The sequence below is a fragment of the Sporosarcina sp. ACRSL genome (genome assembly GCF_022346605.1).
Taxonomy (GTDB): Bacteria; Bacillota; Bacilli; order Bacillales_A; family Planococcaceae; genus Sporosarcina.
In genome coordinates this window covers 78892-95844 of sequence record NZ_JAKRNT010000008.1, presented here as the reverse complement: position 1 = coordinate 95844, position 16953 = coordinate 78892, and the positions used below count along the sequence as shown (strand labels likewise).

Genomic DNA, 16953 nt, shown 5'->3' with positions numbered 1-16953 from the left:
CCAAATATTTCATATACTACAGTATAGCATCCCCTTCACAACATTCGTCAAAAATAAAAAGGACTGCACGGTAAAATGCAGTCCTTTCAATGTTAGTATGAACATTAAGCTTCTTGAGCTACAGGGTATACGCTCACTTTTTTCTTGTCGCGGCCAAAACGTTCGAAACGAACGACGCCGTCAACTTTCGCGAAAAGTGTATCGTCCCCGCCGCGGCCAACGTTTTCACCTGGGTGAATTTTTGTTCCGCGTTGGCGATAAAGGATAGAGCCGCCAGAAACGAATTGTCCGTCAGCACGTTTTGCGCCAAGACGTTTCGCTTCAGAATCACGACCGTTCTTTGTAGAACCTACCCCTTTTTTCGATGCGAAAAATTGGAGATCCAAACGTAACATAAGTGCCACCTCCTATCGGTTGAAAATAAGTTTTATATGTTGCCCGTAATCTCGTTCAATCGTCTGTAATGAAACAATCATCGCCTTCACGATCAATTGGATGTTCTCGTCTTGTTCCGTTTCCGGAAAAACCACCTTCAGATAACCGCCCTCAGAACCTTGTTCGATATCGGGGGTTATGCCGGTGAGTGCAATGACCGCATTGATAGCTCCGAATGAAACTGCAGATGCGCCTGCACAGACAAGGTCTTTTCCATGTTCTGCGAAATCGGCATGGCCTTTCATCTCAAATGAGCTGATGCGGCCGGATGGTTGTTCATTAATAGTGATTTTGATCATGCCGGCTTACAGATTGATGCCTTCGATGACAACTTTAGTGTATGGCTGACGATGACCTTGTTTTTTGTGGTAGTTCTTTTTCGGTTTGTATTTGAAAACCGTGATTTTCTTGCCGCGGCCATGCTTAACGATTTTACCAGTAACCGTTGCACCTTCCACGAATGGAGCGCCAACTTTCACGTCTTCTCCACCAACGAATAGAACTTTGTCGAATGTTACAGTTTCCTCAGCTTCGCCGACTACTTTCTCGATGTAGACTTCTTGGCCTTGTTCGACTTTGATTTGTTTTCCACCAGTTTCAATAATTGCGTACATACTTGCACCTCCTCAATAGACTCAGACTCGCCTTCAAAGGTGATCTTTTTCAGATGCTTGTACCTTGTCAGTGCGGTTGTAGCACGGGTGCGCTACAAACAATAACATTAAAATATTACCACGCACACTCTATGGCGTCAACTGTTTTCTTTTTAATTCCTCATAGGCTTTTTCATATTTCCGGAATTTGAAAGCGGAGATGTTTTGAAACAATAAAAATAGAGCTAGGGCAAGAAAGAGGGTTGTTTCTGGAAGTCCCAATAGTAAGAAAAAGATAATGGCAATAAGTATTATTATGGAATAGAGAAGAAATGCGGATCTCACTCCGTATTTCTGTTCCTCTGTCTCTAAGATGGCGCTAATAGCTTGTCCACCGTCAAGAGGCAATATCGGCAGGATATTCAATGCTAAGATGACGAGTTGAATGCGCAAAAACTGTTCATTACCTGGAAATTCAAATAGCACCGTAAGCAAGAGGAGAAACGCTGTCGCAATTGGTCCACCTATCGCTACGTACAATTTTTGCCGTCTCCCATAAAAGTTTCGATTCGGTATTATCAATTCTCCTCCATAGGGCATGATTGTACAAGAGCGGACTTTCATGCCCGACATTTTGGCAGCGGCAATATGGCCAGCTTCGTGGAAGAGGAGAGATGTGAAAACGAGAGAATAAAACGCTAATCCGCCGGTCGCCATCAATATGAGGAAGAATGGTACGAGAATGGGATGAAGACGAAGCTTCATTTCGTATCTGCCGAGAAATAAGTTGCCAATACCGAGGCTTCCAACACGACCCCTTCCCGTTTCACTTTCAAATAGATTGCCTCTTCATTCATAAGGGCAAGCGTGTCCCCTTTTTTCACGGTCGAGTACGGAAGCTTTGAGATCGAGCCGACAAATCCATACGTCACTTCGTCGCCGTCATCATACAATACGGTGAGCGTCTTCCCTGATTGTCTCGTAAAGCCTGTGAATACGATAAGCCCGTCCCCTTGTGCAGTAATCGGCATCGGATGTGCATAGGAAGCTATGACCCCATCCTTGTAAGGTTGCATTGATTCGTAAGCTGCAAACGGAAGTTCTTCTGCGGGGTCGGCCGAGACAGCAATCGTATCCCCTTCTTTTTCCCCAATAACGGAGGCGACCCACTTTTTCATGACGATGAAATCTTTACCTGTCGTAATATATTGGGTAACAGGCTTGTTGATGACGCCGATTTCTTCCAATTTGGCAAAGCTGAATACACCAATCACTAGTATGATCGCAATGACCCATTTCGTTTTCCATTTCACCCTGCCACACCACCTTTTTTCTCAGTATATGACGGGGGTACTATGAATATTATGGGCAATTGTCCAAGTAAGCAATTATAGTGTTTAGAAGTAAAAGTGCTTTTAACTAGGGTTGTTGCTTCCGTTCAAGCACTCGCTTTCCGCGGGCGTTGCCTCAGCCAATCCAACATCGGAGGGTTCGATTTGTATAAATTCTGCGTTCTTTGCAGAATTTATACATCCTGTGCTCCCAACGCTATCGCTTTTGGTCACAAACGCCGTTCTACGTGACGACGTTCGCAGGAGTCTCGCGCTTCCACTCCAGACAACAGATGACTAAATAATAGAAATCTTGTTATTATTACGCTCAACTCCTATGTAAGCCGTAACGAATAACTGCTTTTGCGCGAGTAAAAGCGAAGCGTTGCGAGCCCATCCAGTTTACAAACCAGATGGTATTGTGGAACTAACTGCTCTATGGTCAGCATTCCTAACTGTTCGGTTCATTGATTTGATTCTTCGTCATCATACCCTTTACCATATATATTTAATAAGAGATATTGTTGATTGGAGCGTAGGGCGGCGACTCCTGCGGGAACAGCACGAGCTGAAGACCCTGGACTGAGCGCAGCGAGGGAAGCGGCAGAAGCCGTGCCCGCGGAAAGCGTCCGCCCGTAGCGGAAATCAACATTTCTAGATTTCTTTCTATTAAAAGAAAAAAGACTATAGGCAAACACCAAAATCTCTGGTGTTTGTCTACAGTCTGAGTGCTCTACTTTTATTTAGCAAATAATGATTTCAATTTCCCGAAGAAACCAGGTTTTCCTTCGTCTAAAGACATCAGTGGCACAGATTCGCCTAAGATCCGGCGGGCAATATTCCGGTAGCCGATTGCTGCCGGATTCGATGGATCCATGACGACCGGTTCCCCTTTATTCGATGAAGAAATAACCTTTTCATCATCAAGAACAATTCCAAGCAAATCGATTGATAAATGAGTCGTGATTTCATTGACATCCAAAGCGTCGCCGCTATTGACGAGGCGGCTCTTGATCCGGTTGATGATCAGCTTTGGAGGTTCGATATCTTCTTGTTCCAACAATCCAATAATACGGTCTGCGTCCCGCACTGCTGAAATTTCAGGAGTTGTGACGACAATGGCACGATCTGCACCCGCAACCGCATTTTTATATCCTTGCTCGATGCCTGCAGGGCAGTCGATCAAAATATAATCGTAATCCCGTTTCAATTCATTGATCAATTCTTTTATGTCTTCCGGATTAACGGCGTTTTTATCAGTTGTCTGTGCAGCCGGTAGCAAAAAGAGTCCATCTTCAAAACGCTTGTCCTTGACGAGCGCTTGATGGATTTTGCATCGACCTTCAATCACATCAACGAGATCATAAATGATACGGTTTTCAAGACCGAGGATGACGTCCAGATTGCGCAGGCCGATATCCGTGTCAACGAGACACACTTTTTTCCCTTGTAGAGCCAATGCTGTCCCAAGATTTGCAGATGTCGTCGTTTTACCGACTCCACCTTTTCCAGACGTTATTACAATTGCTTCACCCACACTAGCTCCCTCCTTTGAATGTCGACAGGTTAGGCCGGAGAATCCGAAGCTCCTGTAAACGATCGATGGCAATAAAACCGTTCGGATGTATGTATGCGCATTCCATCTCCGGTTGTTCTGACAAAATCGTCAATTCATCCGTCATCGTTTCCAATTTATCCGCTATCATCAAGTGCGTAGCTTCGAGCCATGAAGCGGCGATGACCGCCTCTTCATTGCCAGTCGCTCCCGCATGAGCGATCCCTTTCAATCTTCCTAATACATAGATGCTTCCTGCAGCTACGACACGGCCGTTCGGATTGACGTCGCCAATGACGACAAGATCCCCATCGGCCTTCACGACCTGCCCGGAACGGACGATGCCGATATAGGTCTCCGATTGATTCTCCAGTACTTTACGTTTGCACTCTTCGATTGTAATGACTTCGCTTTGAATCTTTGAAACTCGTAAATGAGGCGATTCATGCACAACATTCATGATTTCCTTTAGCTCTTCTTCATTGCAATAGCGATGACCGGTATGGACTTTTACTTCAGCAAGCCCTTCTAAACTGTTTTCGCTCACTTTATTACGGAGTTCTGCAATCATGTCCGAATAAGCGCATTTGTCATCAAGTCGGAGGACAAGCCCGTCTTTTGTCCCTTTTATTGTTACATAGTGCTGTTTCGTCATTTGCGTCCCTCACAGTTTTCTTAATTATATTCCGGCTTTTTGCAATCCTCTTTCGGCGATCAGCCGTTTGAACAAATAGCCGAACATCGCCACAAACATGGAGTTGGCGATCATTGTAGGCATCAGTCGGACGACGACGAATTCTTCGAAGCCGACCGTAGTCAATGCGATCAGGCTAGCGAAAAAGAATGAAAGCAACTCAAGCAATGCAACCATTGCCACCGATAAAAGCATCACTGTAATGACATGGCGATGAATTTGCCGAATGACCATTGCGGCAAAATAACAGATCACCGGATATAAAAAAGTGTATATCCCAATAATATCAATGTGATACATATCATACAAGAGTCCAAGTACGATTCCATAGAGGATTGCACGCTTCCGTCCGTAGTAGACGGTGATGAAAATCAGATAGACGATTACGAAACGGGGTACGAGAGTGTAAGATACATCTGCAATCGATATAGGTGAAAAAAGACTAAATACTGGTTCGAGGAAAAATAATACGACAGCAATAAGAGGGATAATGAACCTGATCACGATCCATCCTCCCCCTCTTCTTCAACTTCGGGTTCGACTTCTACTTCCACTATTCCGTCCGTACCGCTCGAAATACGCGACGTCCGTTTCGCGACCATGACGTGGTCCAACATGGAAAAGTCCGCAGCTGGCCGGATATACGCCAATTTCGTCAATCCGTAATCGTCCGTCGATACTTCAGTCACTTCCCCGATCAGCAATCCTTTCGGGAAAATGCCACCTAATCCTGATGATTCGACCTTCTGTCCTTCCTTGACATCAAAGTTTGAATCGATACGCTTCATTATTAATTCGCCACGCGCCGGATCATATCCTTCAATCAAACCGAAAATCGCTTCTTCACCAGGAATGACTGCTGCCACTCTAAAATTGCGGTTTTCAGTTGAAAGCAATTCAACGGTCGATGTAAAAGGAGTGACGAGGACTACTTTTCCGACGAGTCCATTCGCCGTAATGACAGCCATATTCAGTTTCACGCCTTCCACCGATCCTTGATCAATGACGATTTTCTCTTCCCATTGATCGGGATTTCGGGAAATGACGGTTGCCTGGATTGGCTCGTAATCTCGTAGACTCGTTTCCTTACCGATAATTTCACGCAGCTTTTTATTCTCAGCTTTCACGTCCGATAGTTCAGCTTGTGTCGAGGCATATTCCTTTAATCGCGCTTTCAAATGCTTGTTTTCTTCGTATGTATTCAAAATGCCATCGATTTTATCTAATGTACCGGTGATATAATGGGCCGGTTTCGAGAAAAGCGATTGCCCGAAACCGACGACATCTTTCACAATTTGCTCTGGAAGGGTGGCGTTCTGCCTGTCTTTTAGGGAGAATGAAATCAATGCCACAAGGACGATGACGCCCACTAGCAATAAAATCAATCGTTTATTCGAAAAAAATCGCGGCATTGCCTAAATCCTCCCTCATTACCTAACTTGCATCTTTTTGATCACTTCGAAATTATCGAGCGCTTTCCCTGTTCCGATCGCAACGCAATCAAGAGGGTCTTCGGCGATGAAGACAGGCATATTCGTTTCATCCGAAATGACTTTGTCCAAGTTATCAAGCAATGCTCCCCCGCCTGTTAATACGATTCCGCGTTCCATAACGTCCGCGGACAATTCAGGAGGAGTCGCTTCCAATGTTTTCTTGACGCCTTCAATAATTTGAGTAATCGATTCACGGAGTGCTTCAACGATTTCGTCCGAAGAAACTTCCAATGTTTTTGGAAGGCCTGTCAATAAATCACGGCCTCTAATTTCCATTTTTTCCGGTTTCAAAGATACTTTCGCAGAACCGATTTCAATTTTAATAGCTTCCGCAGTACGTTCACCAATTGTTAGATTATAATTTTTACGAATGTAATTGATAATTGCGCCATCCATGGAGTCACCACCGACACGAATCGACTCGCTCGTTACGATTCCACCAAGGGAGATGACTGCAACTTCAGTAGTACCGCCACCTATATCGACGACCATGCTGCCCGTAGGTTCCCAAACTGGTAAATTAGCACCGATCGCAGCAGCAAACGGCTCTTCAATCGTATACGCGTCTTTTGCGCCAGCTTGTCTCGCAGCGTCAATAACAGCGCGTTGTTCAACAGAAGTGATGCCGAAAGGAACGCAAACCATGACGTTTGGCTTCTTCCATGCGCTGCCTGCAGCTTTCGTTGCTTCTCTCAGATAATGCTCGATCATCGCTGTCGTAATTTCAAAGTCCGCAATGACTCCATCTTTCATAGGGCGTGTCGCCACGATGGAACCTGGGGTACGTCCGATCATATTTTTAGCGGCTGAGCCGACTGCCACGATTTCATTCGTCACTGTGTTTTTCGCAACTACGGACGGTTCTCTCAGAACGATCCCTTTACCTTTAATGAAAACTAATGTATTGGCTGTGCCGAGGTCAATTCCGACATCTCTTGATCCTAATCCAAACAAATTTGTTCTTCCTTTCTATTCGACGCATAATTGGTCTTCTTGAAATCATACACCACATTATAACGGATTGGAGAACAAATTCACAGTGTCAATAGCAATAGACTGGATTTTGATCCTATCGCCTTCCATCGTCCCGCTTCTCCCAAAATCGCTTGTATCCCTATGAGACTGCGATGTTAAGAACCCTTACCCTTCATTGAAACTCACCAAGATAGTTGCCATTTTAGGAGTTAATTGCTAATTCATATATCCCTTTTCCTTAAGACTTACGAATCGGTGATCGCCTATGATGAGATGATCGAGCAATTCGATTCCAATGATGGAGCCAGCTTCAACGAGCCTTCTCGTCACCTCGATATCCTCAGGCGAAGGCGATGGATGGCCAGAAGGATGGTTATGCGCCGCAATGATAGAGGCAGCTGAACGCTTTACTGCTTCACGGAATATTTCCCGTGGGTGAACAATCGATGAATTCAAGCTGCCGATAAAAATCGTTTGTTTGTGCAGTACTTCATTTTTTACATTTAAAAACAAGACCACAAAATGTTCTTGGACGAGCGACGACATGTCTGTCATCAAGTATGCCGCGGCATCTTCCGGAGATTTAATGACATAGCGACCTTCCGAATGTTTCCGATGAACCCTCTTACCGATCTCTACGGCAGCTAGTATTTGAACAGCCTTCGCTTGTCCTACCCCTTTTACCGCCATCATTTCTTCCACGTTTGCATCCTTTAAATCCTGAATTTTATCGAATGACTTCAAAATCCTGCTGGCGAGCATAAGAACGGACTCTTCCTTCGTGCCTGTCCGAAGTAAGATAGCGATAAGCTCTTGATTCGACAGGCTCCCTGCCCCTTGGCGGATCAGCCTTTCACGAGGTCTATCAGCGATATGTACGTCTCGGATCATCATCTGCTTCTTCGTTTCAATTGTCAAAGAGTCATTCACCTTCCTTCAACTGGAGAATGCCTTCTTTACGCAACGTCTCAATCAGTTTCGATAAAGGTAGTCCAACAACATTTAAATAGTCGCCTTCTATCTTTTCGACAAGCAAAGCACCAGCTGTTTGGATGCCATATCCGCCCGCTTTGTCCATCGGTTCCCCGGAACCTACATAAGACTGTATCAACTGCTCGTCCAATACTTTAAATGTCACTTTCGTTTCCACAGAAAAGACGTTTTCTATTCCTTTCCCTAGAATCGCTACACCTGTGAAAACCGAATGTGTATTGCCGGAAAACTTTTTCAAGAAACTTTCAGCCTGCTTCTTTGATGATGGTTTTGGATAAACTTCTCCTTGAAAGACAACAATCGTGTCCGCTGCAATAATGACTGCTTCCGGTTTTGTTTCGGAAACTGCAGCCGCCTTTTTAATGGCTAGCTTCTGTACATAATCAGCAAAGTCTCCGTCCACCAATTCAACGACTTCTTCAACATTGCTTGGCATTGTTTCGAACGAAATGCCAATGTTTCTAAGCAACTCCTGCCTTCGAGGAGAGCCGGATGCTAATATAATCGGTTTTTCTGCAATGAATTCCATGTAAGCAACCTCCTTTTTCTTTATCATACTGTAGAAGTAGCTTAATGGAAATTTTCATTTTTTCGCAAAAACTTGAGTTTGTCCCGTTTTCCTGCGTTAAAAATTAATTTTCACACAGCCGTCCTTATGGGTATAATGCGAAAGCAACTGAAGCCTTATAATCCGTAAATCCGAAGAAAACGCCGTCACAGCAGCAATATTTTTACGGAACTCCGCTAATTTTTCATCTTCCTCTTCAGCTTCCGACACAGTCGTCAAAATTTTAATTTTCGACAGTTCGGTTTCCGACAAAACACTCGTCAATTTCCCAGCTCCATCGTTAGAGCATGTCGATGCATTAGCGAAAAAGGGTTTCCTGAACGTCCCTTCATATTCACTCACTTCAATCTCTTCCTCACGAAGACCGACTGCGCTCCACACGTAAAACTGTCCTTCAATTTCCAGAATGGCCGCTTTTGATAGACTTGCATCTTGCGACACGAAATCATGAGCTGTTTGTGCAGTTGAAAAAACACCATGCTGTTTTGCGAACAGTTGGAGAGGTGGATCCTCAGCAGAAACTGCAGGACCAGACGTTGGGGTCGTCATACCTGTCGCTGGTGGATTTGTTGTGACGACTTCTGTATCCAGCGCCTTTTCCTTTCCGCTGCCATTTGTGCTTATAATGATTGCACCGACGATTGCGACTGCAGCAATCCCGATGATTACACCGTGGAGCATCGCCATCGCGACTGTCACTTTTGAGTATTTTTTTCTGAAATTCATGCCAGACCACCCCGTTTTTAGTAACCGTACCAAAACGGACATAAAAAAGAACAAGACGTATGTCGCCTTGTCCTAAAAAACTTATCGACTTAAATGAATAATTGCTGATACCATTCGACAAATTCCGCCCCGAAGAAATAGGAAATGACAGCGGCAATTGCAATGGATGGACCAAACGGAATGGGAGTCTTCCGTCCTTTCCCTGTTTTCTTCATCACATAAATGCCGACGACAGATCCAATGAGAGAGGCAAGGAAGAGCGTCAAAAGTGTATTCACCGTTCCGAGCACGAGACCGATGACGAAGAACAGTTTAATATCTCCGCCACCCATTCCACCTTTCGACACGATCGCTATGAAATAGAGTACACAAAAACCAATTACAGCCCCTAACAGGCTATCCCACCACGGTGACGTAGGAATAAGCCATCGAAGGATCAAAAACGCAACGGCGAAAGGCAGAAGCACTTTGTCAGGGATGATCATATACGTTATGTCAGAAACAGTGATGATGACGAGCAACGAAACGAAAAGAATTGCAATAATCAACTCATAAGTAAATCCAACTTGGGTATAAGTGAAAGCAAACAATACACCCGTCGCGAATTCCATAAGCGGATACATCGGGCTGATTTTTTGTCCACACCCTCTGCATTTTCCTCGAAGTGCAACGTAGGAGAATATCGGTATTAAATCAAGCAGACGCAACCTTCGATTACATTTCGTGCAATGGGAAGGCGGGGACACGATGGATTCCTTCTTCGGCACGCGAAGGCCGACAACGTTGAAGAAGGAGCCAAAGATGATACCAAATATGAAAAATAAAAGGGACCAAACAATACTCATTCACTATCACCCAATCCAGGCATTTGATTGATCGGCGTTGGATCCCTTTTACCAGCAGGCGCGGGGGCATCCACTTTTGGCGCTTCTTCCACAAGATTCCCTAAATCCAGTCGGTAAAACGCTTGAAACGTAATGACTAACTCCAACATTTCATTCTCTTGCTCCATCGTTTTTACTTCTTCCGGGGCATCGAATTCAATACGTTCTACCATGTATATTCGTTCCATCGATTCAATCTCTTCAATGAACTGATCGACTTGACTGTATTCAGCTGCCTCAAGATGCACTTCGGTTAAAACCGTTTGCACATTTTCTACGTGTTCAGGTGGATTTTCAATGACTACATCTTCCAATGAAAAATTCACTTCATGGACATATGTATCCGATTTCACTTCAGCCTTCTGCACTTGCAATAGGATTAAATCTTCGAGGGGTTTCACAGGCAGTTTCTCTTGCAGAGGGCGGGAGCTGGACGATCCCGAAGGTTGTTGTTGGGCCTCTTGCCGTTGAAGCGCAAAAAGAATGTCCCTTTCGTTCGTTAACATTTGCAACGCCCGTTCGTTTGCATCTTTCGCGGGTGCGTATATTTGGAAATAGGAATAGGCTGCAAGGACAAGCAGGAAAAGGACTGCCAAAATAACGAGCCCCATTTCCTTCTGACGTTTTGATAAATTACTCATCAAGATCGCCCTCCTCACTATCCATCTCCCTCGACTCTTCAACTTCAACGACTGTGCCGCGGTCATCGATATACTCAATATGATACGTCGCTTCAAAACGAGGAAGCGTTTCTATACCGCTCTCTTCATCTACACGTTCAGCGACCAAAGACGAAATCGTCGCAGTTGAAACGACTGTCGATGATTTAATCCTCGCCAAATAATAAGCGGCGTCAGATTTATTATCGAATTGGACCGTGACTGTTGATTCATGAGGGGCTGTGAACTCAAAGGAGACGAAAAAACCGCGCTCCGGCAATAGAGCGATCAATTCACGCAACAAAGGCAGTGTTTCGAATCGATAAGCCTCCGCCCATTCGACTGTCGCAGCGAGTCGCTCCCAATCGTCTGCATGCGTGGAAGGTACAATCTCTTCCCGGATTGTCTCCTGTCTAGCATGCAAGGAGGCGATTTGCGTTTCCACATGAGCAGTCTCCTTCGACAGAGAAAGAGATAGTAGAAAAAGAGTTGCCCAAAAAAGAAGAGCCGCACCAATAACAATAAGTGCAGCGATGAGGAGAGTCGATCGCTCCCTCTCCCTTTCAGGCAATAGATTAATATCAACGAGCATGACTACACCTCTTTCAATGCCAAACCGATCGTCCGGTTGAAGGTTGCGGGCAATTGTCGCCCATCTTGCAGCTGCAGCGGCTGTTTCAGCAATCGTTCTGCTTTTATGGAAAATTGTTCCCGAATAGCAGACAATAGATTTTCCATTTCTCCATACTCTCCATTGACGAGCAAATGCGTAATGGACGCGGATCCGTTATGTAAATTATATCGATAAAAATTCATCAGCTTTTCAAGTTCCATCACAATCGATCTCGGTGTAATCAACTGGGGATCTGCATCGACATCCGCAACAACCGATAGATCGGCCGATTGTGTTAAATCAACAGGCCGCATGAAAAGCGGATAATGCTTATGGAAAATCGACACAGTAAGCATACCGTCGTGCATGTCCGCGATCAAAACATGCTCATGGCCTGCAAATTGATAGGTCTGAAACGCAAGCCGGTAAAGAGCAAGCGGTCCGATATCCGCAATAACAGGATTGAGCTTCACCGCTTTCAGGACGTCTTCGTACTGATCTAAAACACTTTCCTTCGAGGCAATCAAAATGGCTTCCTTGCTATCTTCATTCAGATAGCAAGGGACGACGTCAAATACCGGATCATCAAACGGCAAATAGATCGTCGAGCCGATTTCAATGAAAAAATGCCCCTTTAACTCATCCGGCTCAACATCATCCGGGTAAGGTACTTTCCGGATCATTACATATGTATCAGGCGCAAGGAATTGGACATCACGCTTCGCGATGCCCCACTCCTTCACGACCCCTTCAAGAATCATCACAAGAGTTTCGGAATCAACAATTTTCCCCTCGACGATCGTGTTTGGAGGAAGGCTAACTTCCTCTGCAACATCGACGAGGAGCGGATCCTGCGACTTCAACCGGACAAACCGGACGGCATCATCTTCAATTGTAAGTGTTGCCGGCTGTTTGCGGCGGTTGAATAGTGGCATTTTAGTGGCTCCTTAATCCAAATCTAATTACTAATTGTTTCTCCGCTTTTAACTTCAGTATTATTTATCCCATTTTTAGTCGCTTCTGAAAAAATGATATTGGTATCACCGTTCGCAGCAGTTCCAGAAATAGTGTTACCTGTTTTGACTTTCTTTACCGTAACACTTTCGTCAGCAGGAAAACCTCCAGAATCTTCCAAATACCCCTCTACTTTCAATGTTTCAGTCGTTACTGTGGCATCATCAGCACTTCCTTTTTCAACAAAATAAAGGTCAGCTGCCGATAATACATTAATAGCATCAGCTTTCAGTGCATTTAGTTTAGAGTTTTGGATAATATTCCCAATAGAAGGCACAGCAATCGCTGCAATAATCCCCAAAATTACAATTACCGCTAAAAGTTCAACAAGCGTTAACCCTTTTTCGTTTTTCAAACGTTTCTGCAATAACTTTTTCATCATGATTCCTCCCTATTCTAGCTTATTTTCATTTTCAAATTAAGAATACCAAACTACTAGTCTAATTGTAACTATCAACCTACAATTCTACAAAACTATTGGTTTTCCGACATAATTCGTTACATATTATCTATTTCTGTAAAGAGGCTAAACATAGGTAAAAGAATCGAAAGTACTATCGTTCCGACCAAGCCTGCCAAAAGGACTATCATTAGCGGCTCGATTAACGCTTTCAATCGATCTGTCGAAGCGTCGACTTCCTTTTCATAGAAATCCGCCACTTTTGCGAGCATCGCATCTAGTGATCCTGTCTGTTCTCCGATGGCAATCATGTGTGGAATTAACGGAGGAAATGCCCAGTGCCCCGCCATTGGTTCTGTTAATGAGCCGCCTCGTTCCAGCGATTCTCTCGATTTACCGACTACGCGCGAAATGACTTCATTTTCTACAATCTTTTGGGTCATCGATAACGCCTGTAAAATCGGGACGGAACTTGCAAATAACGAACTGAGCGTTCTCGTCATAGTTGACAATGCAGATTTTTTCATTAAATCGCCAAAAATCGGAAGCCGCAAAAGAAATGAATCAAGTAAATATTTCCCTTCCTTATTGCTGCGCATCATTACAAGACCAACCGTAATGGCAGCGACCAAAAGGATGAATAAATACCAATAAGCGACCATGAAATCACTAGCCTTCAATACGAATTGAGTTAGCCATGGCAATTCTCCGCCAACGCTAGCGAAAAGGTCCACAAACATTGGGACGACAAAGGTTAATAAGAAAATAACGACACCGATTGCAACGATTCCTACGACGATTGGGTAAGACATCGCCGATATGACTTTTTGTTTCGTCATATGCGCTTTCTCATAATGCTCGGCAAGCCTGTCCAACGAATCGTCGACCGTCCCTGACATCTCCCCCGCTTTGATCATATTGATGACGAGCGGCTCAAACGCCTTTGGATGTTTGATTAACGTGTCCGATAACGAGCCGCCGCCTCTGAGATCATCTCCGACAGAAACTAATATTTTTTGGAACGGCTTCGACTCGACTTGCAATGAAAGGATTCGTATTGATTCCACGATGGTGACACCTGCTCGAAGCAAGGTTGAAAATTGCCGGAGGAACATGATGAATTGCGTTCGTTTGATTGGTTTTCCGAGATGGATCTCTTTCGTAAGTACTGTTTCGGCTTGCTCAGTCAAATTAGAGACACGGATTCCTTGGCTCTTCAATTTCAGTGCAGCTTCCCGTTTATTCGCAGCAACGATAACTCCGGACCTCTTCGATTTTGCGTCTCGGCCATCATATTTGAAACGAGCCATCGTCAATCATCACCTTCGATATACGGCATTGCCGTTTCGTATGAAATGAGTCCACGCTCAAGAAGATTCCTGACCGACGTATCCATCATATGCATGCCCATTGATCGGCTTGTCTGGATGATATTTGGGATCTGATGGACCTTTTCCGATCGGATCAAGTTCGAAATGGCCGGGTTATTGATCATTAATTCCGTAGCGACTCTTCTTCCTTTTCGATCGACTGTCTGAAATAATCGTTGTGACAGTACAGCCGTCAACACGCCTGCCAGCTGAACACGAATTTGAGATTGCTGCCCGTGCGGAAAGACGTCGATAATCCGATCGATTGTTGAAGCAGCACTCCACGTATGAAGTGTCGCCAAGACAAGGTGACCAGTTTCAGCCGCAGTAATGGCTGTAGAAATCGTTTCAAGATCCCTCATCTCCCCGACAAGGATGACATCCGGATCCTGACGCAACGAAGCACGTAAGCCGTCTGCGAAAGAACTTGTATCGAAGCCGACTTCTCGTTGATCGATAATCGATGATTGGTGGGAATGCACATATTCGATTGGATCTTCAAGGGTAATAATATGTTTGCGCATGGTTTCGTTCATATAGCGGATCATCGCCGCAAGCGTAGTTGACTTCCCTGAACCTGTTGGCCCCGTAACTAATATGAGTCCTTGAGGAGTTTCGGCCAATGATTTCAAGATTCCAGGAACTTGCAATTCATCAATAGAAGGAATGTCCGTCGGGATTGTCCTGAATGCTAGCGAAATGGAACCGCGCTGTTGAAACGCATTGACACGAAAACGGGCGATTCCTTTTAATTCATACGAATAGTCTATTTGTCCTTTTTCAATGAATGTCTTATATAACTTATCCGGAATGGTTAATTTAGCTGCCTCTTCCGTGAAAGTGTCAGTAACCGACACTTTCCCATACCGCTTCAACTCGCCGTGAATCCGGAAAACGGGTGAGACACCGACCGTCACATGGATATCGGACGCTTTCAATTCAAATGCTTTTGTTAAAATATGATCTATTGTTTCATTCATGGCTATACCCCTATTCAATAAGTGAAACACGCAGAACTTCTTCCGTCGTCGTAATGCCCTGCTTCACTTTCTCAAGTCCATCGTCAATCAAAAATACAGTGTCGTTCCGTAATGCGATTTCCCTCAGCATTGCCGGGGTTCCATGGTTATTAATCACTTCACGCATTTCATCATTGAAGATGAGCACTTCGTGAATGGCAACCCGTCCACGATAACCGGTCATATTGCAAGCAGCACATCCCGGTCCGCGGACGATAGTGTCAATCTCTTTTCCACGTTTCGCGAAAATCTCTTTTTCCCGGTTCGAAGCACGCATTTCCTGTCCGCAATCTCGACAAACTCGACGAATCAGCCTTTGAGCAACAACTGCGTTGACAGAAGCTGTGACAAGAAACGGTTCAACTCCCATATCAATTAATCTTGTAATCGAAGCGATAGAGTCATTCGTATGAATTGTGCTGAGGACGAGGTGACCGGTCAATGAAGCACGGATTGCAATTTCCACCGTTTCACGGTCACGGATTTCCCCGACCATGACAATGTCCGGATCCTGCCTCAAGATCGACCGCAATCCGTTTGCAAATGTGAGTCCGACTGCAGGGTTCACTTGTATTTGATTAATACCTTCCAGTTGATATTCAACCGGATCTTCAACGGTAATAATATTCACTTCTTCTTGGTTTAATTTATTAAGCGCAGCATATAAAGTCGATGATTTCCCCGAGCCGGTCGGTCCAGAAATTAAAACAATCCCATTCGGTCGTTCAATTTCCTTCATGAACCGCTCCAAATTCACCGGACTGAAGCCCAATTTTTTTAAGTCATTTAACGAACTACTCAAATCCAAAATCCGCATGACGACTTTTTCACCGAATACGGTCGGCAGTGTAGATACCCGCAGATCGATTGGGCGGAAGTCAATGGTAGCTTTGATCCTTCCGTCTTGCGGTACACGGTGCTCCGTAATATCGAGGCTCGACATTATTTTTATTCGCGCAGTGAGCATCGCTTGCATATGTTTCGGTAAATACCGTTCCGTTTTCAAAAGACCATCGACCCGGAAACGAATGACAACTTGCTGCTCTTGTGGATCGATATGAATATCACTTGCCTTCTGCGTGATGGCAGACGACAGTATTTGATTGACGAGCCGGACGATCGGGGAATCAAGATCGGTCAATTCATCTTGCTGTTCCCTCGTTTCCTCTGGCTGCTCCACGAAAAAGTCTTCCAGCAAGTCATCTTCATAGTACTTCGAGATCGTCCGTAAAATATCATCCTTTGAAGCAATTGCCGTTTCAATATGAAAACCTGTCGACAAACGCAAGTCATCGACAGCCAAATAGTCCATCGGATCAGACATTGCGACAAACAGCCTGTCCCCATCAGCTTTCAACGGAACTAGCAAATTCCGCTTCGCAAACTCTTTAGGAACAACATTGAACAACTTCGGATCGAACGGATACCTGAATAGATTGACATGGGGAATCCCAAGCTGGAATTCTAGCACTTCGATTAGCTGCTGTTCGGTAATATAACCTCTTTGAAGAAGTGCATCCCCGAGTTTTTGATCTCGCGGCTTTTCCTCCAATGCAGTTTGAAGCTGTGCATCTGTTATAAGTCCTGATTCAACGAGTAAATCACCCAATCGTTTCCGTGTTGTCGCCATA

21 protein-coding genes and 1 other annotated feature are annotated in these 16953 nt (G+C 44.7%); all 21 genes read right to left on the bottom strand.

Annotation, left to right across the window (positions count from 1 at the left end):
* Positions 1 to 104: 104 nt before the first annotated feature.
* The 21 genes from rpmA to MHZ92_RS12805 all read right to left on the bottom strand — a co-directional run bounded on the left by rpmA (position 105) and on the right by MHZ92_RS12805 (position 16952).
* Complete coding sequence (gene rpmA, locus MHZ92_RS12905) at positions 105 to 395, bottom strand: 50S ribosomal protein L27 (protein ID WP_239432130.1); 291 nt, start codon at positions 393 to 395, stop codon at positions 105 to 107.
* Positions 396 to 407: 12 nt separating this feature from the next.
* Positions 408 to 734, bottom strand: a complete 327-nt coding sequence (locus tag MHZ92_RS12900) for a ribosomal-processing cysteine protease Prp (RefSeq protein WP_239432129.1) — start codon at positions 732 to 734, stop codon at positions 408 to 410.
* Positions 735 to 740: 6 nt separating this feature from the next.
* Entirely contained in the window at positions 741 to 1049 is a 309-nt protein-coding gene (gene rplU / locus MHZ92_RS12895) for a 50S ribosomal protein L21 (protein WP_184210394.1), read from the bottom strand.
* Positions 1050 to 1062: 13 nt separating this feature from the next.
* Positions 1063 to 1137, bottom strand: a sequence feature (ribosomal protein L21 leader region).
* A 41-nt stretch (positions 1138 to 1178) separates the two neighbouring features.
* Positions 1179 to 1793, bottom strand: a complete 615-nt coding sequence (locus MHZ92_RS12890) for a metalloprotease (protein WP_239432128.1) — start codon at positions 1791 to 1793, stop codon at positions 1179 to 1181.
* A complete protein-coding gene (locus MHZ92_RS12885; RefSeq protein WP_239432127.1) occupies positions 1790 to 2341 on the bottom strand; it encodes a M23 family metallopeptidase in 552 nt (183 codons plus the stop codon). The genes MHZ92_RS12890 and MHZ92_RS12885 overlap by 4 nt, the downstream gene beginning before the upstream one ends.
* Before the next feature lie 757 nt (positions 2342 to 3098).
* Positions 3099 to 3896 (bottom strand): septum site-determining protein MinD, encoded by a 798-nt coding sequence (gene minD, locus MHZ92_RS12880; protein ID WP_239432126.1) that lies wholly within the window; start codon positions 3894 to 3896, stop codon positions 3099 to 3101.
* A gap of 1 nt (position 3897) precedes the next feature.
* Positions 3898 to 4569, bottom strand: coding sequence for a septum site-determining protein MinC (gene minC, locus MHZ92_RS12875; RefSeq protein WP_239432125.1), 672 nt, complete (start codon positions 4567 to 4569; stop codon positions 3898 to 3900).
* 24 nt (positions 4570 to 4593) lie between these two features.
* A complete protein-coding gene (gene mreD, locus MHZ92_RS12870) occupies positions 4594 to 5112 on the bottom strand; it encodes a rod shape-determining protein MreD (protein ID WP_239432124.1) in 519 nt (172 codons plus the stop codon).
* A complete protein-coding gene (mreC, locus tag MHZ92_RS12865; RefSeq protein ID WP_239432123.1) occupies positions 5109 to 6020 on the bottom strand; it encodes a rod shape-determining protein MreC in 912 nt (303 codons plus the stop codon). Before mreC ends, mreD begins: the two co-directional genes overlap by 4 nt.
* 18 nt (positions 6021 to 6038) lie before the next feature.
* On the bottom strand, positions 6039 to 7055 hold the full coding sequence (locus MHZ92_RS12860) for a rod shape-determining protein (protein WP_239432122.1): 1017 nt from the start codon (positions 7053 to 7055) through the stop codon (positions 6039 to 6041).
* A gap of 237 nt (positions 7056 to 7292) precedes the next feature.
* Positions 7293 to 7970 (bottom strand): RadC family protein, encoded by a 678-nt coding sequence (gene radC / locus MHZ92_RS12855; RefSeq protein ID WP_239432280.1) that lies wholly within the window; start codon positions 7968 to 7970, stop codon positions 7293 to 7295.
* 28 nt (positions 7971 to 7998) lie between these two features.
* On the bottom strand, positions 7999 to 8598 hold the full coding sequence (locus MHZ92_RS12850; RefSeq protein WP_239432121.1) for a Maf family protein: 600 nt from the start codon (positions 8596 to 8598) through the stop codon (positions 7999 to 8001).
* Between the two features lie 96 nt (positions 8599 to 8694).
* Positions 8695 to 9363 (bottom strand): hypothetical protein, encoded by a 669-nt coding sequence (locus tag MHZ92_RS12845; protein WP_239432120.1) that lies wholly within the window; start codon positions 9361 to 9363, stop codon positions 8695 to 8697.
* Positions 9364 to 9452: 89 nt separating this feature from the next.
* Positions 9453 to 10208, bottom strand: a complete 756-nt coding sequence (locus MHZ92_RS12840; protein ID WP_239432119.1) for a prepilin peptidase — start codon at positions 10206 to 10208, stop codon at positions 9453 to 9455.
* A complete protein-coding gene (locus MHZ92_RS12835; RefSeq protein ID WP_239432118.1) occupies positions 10205 to 10888 on the bottom strand; it encodes a pilus assembly protein PilO in 684 nt (227 codons plus the stop codon). Before MHZ92_RS12835 ends, MHZ92_RS12840 begins: the two co-directional genes overlap by 4 nt.
* A complete protein-coding gene (locus tag MHZ92_RS12830; RefSeq protein WP_239432117.1) occupies positions 10881 to 11498 on the bottom strand; it encodes a PilN domain-containing protein in 618 nt (205 codons plus the stop codon). The genes MHZ92_RS12835 and MHZ92_RS12830 overlap by 8 nt, the downstream gene beginning before the upstream one ends.
* Positions 11499 to 11500: 2 nt before the next feature.
* Positions 11501 to 12454: a type IV pilus biogenesis protein PilM gene (gene pilM / locus MHZ92_RS12825; protein ID WP_239432116.1), complete on the bottom strand. Its 954-nt coding sequence runs from the start codon at positions 12452 to 12454 to the stop codon at positions 11501 to 11503.
* Positions 12455 to 12477: 23 nt separating this feature from the next.
* Positions 12478 to 12912 carry a type II secretion system protein gene (locus MHZ92_RS12820; protein ID WP_239432115.1) on the bottom strand — a complete coding sequence of 145 codons (435 nt, stop codon included), beginning with the start codon at positions 12910 to 12912 and terminating at the stop codon, positions 12478 to 12480.
* A gap of 119 nt (positions 12913 to 13031) precedes the next feature.
* Positions 13032 to 14243: a type II secretion system F family protein gene (locus MHZ92_RS12815; protein ID WP_239432114.1), complete on the bottom strand. Its 1212-nt coding sequence runs from the start codon at positions 14241 to 14243 to the stop codon at positions 13032 to 13034.
* Positions 14244 to 14245: 2 nt separating this feature from the next.
* Positions 14246 to 15283 carry a type IV pilus twitching motility protein PilT gene (locus MHZ92_RS12810; RefSeq protein WP_239432113.1) on the bottom strand — a complete coding sequence of 346 codons (1038 nt, stop codon included), beginning with the start codon at positions 15281 to 15283 and terminating at the stop codon, positions 14246 to 14248.
* A 10-nt stretch (positions 15284 to 15293) separates the two neighbouring features.
* Complete coding sequence (locus MHZ92_RS12805; protein ID WP_239432112.1) at positions 15294 to 16952, bottom strand: GspE/PulE family protein; 1659 nt, start codon at positions 16950 to 16952, stop codon at positions 15294 to 15296.
* Between the last annotated feature and the right edge of the window lies 1 nt (position 16953).